A 361-nucleotide genomic window follows, 5' to 3' on the forward strand; every position below is an offset into this window, starting at 1 on the left:
CTACTTCAGAGACTAAAAATGCAGTTGGCAATCGTTACTACTGGCAAGGCGGCGACTCTACGGATTATAACCAAGAGCTGGCTTTTTCAGGTTTGCTTGTTGGTTCTAGTGGTTTCTCTTTTGACGTTCAGCCGAGTAAAGAAGGGCGATTTTCTGTAGAGCTTTATACACATAATTGGCTGTCTTCTGCTGATGTGACGGCATGTATTAACAAGCAATGCATCACAATTAAAAATGACATTTCATTTCACATGACCAGTGTCAAAAATACGATTGTTTTCGAATCTCAATCGCCAGATGACATCGTAGAAATCTCATATTCACGCCAATATAGGCAGTTTGATTTTGAATCGAGACAAGG

Annotated in this window: 1 pseudogene; it reads left to right on the plus strand. The window is 40.2% G+C overall.

Annotation, left to right across the window (positions count from 1 at the left end):
* Positions 1–361, plus strand: a pseudogene (locus tag AB4512_RS22770) (hypothetical protein); the annotation flags it as partial.

It is taken from the genome of Vibrio sp. 10N.222.52.B7, assembly GCF_041474275.1.
GTDB classification, from domain to species: Bacteria; Pseudomonadota; Gammaproteobacteria; order Enterobacterales; family Vibrionaceae; genus Vibrio; species Vibrio crassostreae_C.